Below are 1,415 nucleotides of genomic sequence, written 5' to 3'. Positions count from 1 at the left end.
CAGGGTAAACGCATCTAAATTTATTTGACAAACAATTATTTTTTTGCATACTAACTCACAGGTGGATTTGATACGTCCCAAATCTTTACGGCTGTGCATTTACTACTTTTTTGTCATGCCAAGCTAGTTTTAGGTTGACTAAAACCATTGAATAGTTATAATTTGACTTCTGCTTGAAATGACCTAGACAGTAGCGATGATTTTAGCTAGATAATTATTGTCTAATCCGGCGCGATATCGTTTCATCGCAATACTTCCACGTATTGAAGTATCTCGACTTAAAAGATTTAAAGATAGACGCCGTAGAACAGAGAAATTAAGAGGGGCGTTGTCTTTACGAATGCGACTGGCATCTTCATTAAATGTGACATCAAGTATCCAGTGTACGGAATTCTCTATTCCCCAGTGGCTACGAACGGCATGAGCTAAAATAAGAGCGTCATACTCTAAACTACTGATGTAAAAGCGGACCTCAATTGTGGTTTTGTTCCACAGCCGACGCTCACACACCACCATACCTAGACTCCGAAGCCCTGACCATTGTTGTTGGTTTGGTAGTGCATCTAGCTCTGAAACAGGAACACTCCAATATTGTCGGATTTCAATCCGACCATGAGCGCTCTCCGTCGAGGAATGATAACTGTGTTCAATACCTTCAAAATCATTACTTCTGGCTTTCTCAAACCAAAGACTTACTAGGTCTGCGAGTTTACCTTGATTACCCTTGAGAGCTAGTACATAATCTGCCTTTTGATTGACTATTTGGGTGGCAATTTCTTTCTGGCATCCCATCGCATCAATCGTAATGATACATCCAGCAATATCTAGCAACTCTAGCAACTTGGGAATTGCTGTAATCTCATTGGATTTGGAATCTACTTTGAGTTGACCCAAAACCAACCTATGTGTACTTGCCCAAGCACTAACGACATGAATTGCTTTTTGTAGGCGATCGCGGTCAAAGGACTGACGTATTGTTTTCCCATCAATAGGTATCACTTGAGCGCCGATAGTTTCAGTAATCGACTCTACCCACCGATGAAAACATTGCTCAAATGCTTCGGGATTTAATCTGGCAAAGACCCTTGCAGTGGTGTCATGGGAGGGAATTCCGTTAGGTAGTTCTAAAAACTGTTGTAGCCATTTATGTTTGGCTTGAGCATAAGTTTCAATCGCTACCCAGCTATCTGCTCCACTGAGTACCGCTAAAATCGCAATAGCAACGATATCTATTAGCACATGCTGTTTAGTGCGCTCAATTCTTGGGTCTTCTAGACTAGAAAAGTGTTTGAGGATGGTATCGTCAAAGATTGGGTTCATAAGTAGTGGATGCACCGCTCACCTGGAGTAGCAGCAAAAATGCTAACCCTCCATCATACCTCATTTTTCGTTCCAATTAAGATGCGTTTGCCCTG

1 protein-coding gene is annotated in these 1,415 nt (G+C 41.6%); it reads right to left on the bottom strand.

All coding sequences use genetic code 11. The features are described from left to right. Positions 1–183: 183 nt before the first annotated feature. The gene (locus V7K32_RS09575) at positions 184–1,320 is read right to left on the bottom strand and encodes an ISAs1 family transposase (protein ID WP_334992494.1); all 1,137 of its coding nucleotides are present in this window, start codon (positions 1,318–1,320) and stop codon (positions 184–186) included. Positions 1,321–1,415 lie beyond the last annotated feature (95 nt).

Origin of the sequence: Nostoc sp. (assembly GCF_036917635.1) — a bacterium.
GTDB lineage: Bacteria > Cyanobacteriota > Cyanobacteriia > Cyanobacteriales > Nostocaceae > Nostoc.
This window is presented reverse-complemented; position numbering and strand designations above follow the sequence as displayed.

Excerpts from the sequence above, each read along its gene's own strand:
- V7K32_RS09575 (WP_334992494.1), bottom strand. The coding sequence starts at position 1,320 with ATGAACCCAATCTTTGACGATACCATCCTCAAACACTTTTCTAGTCTA.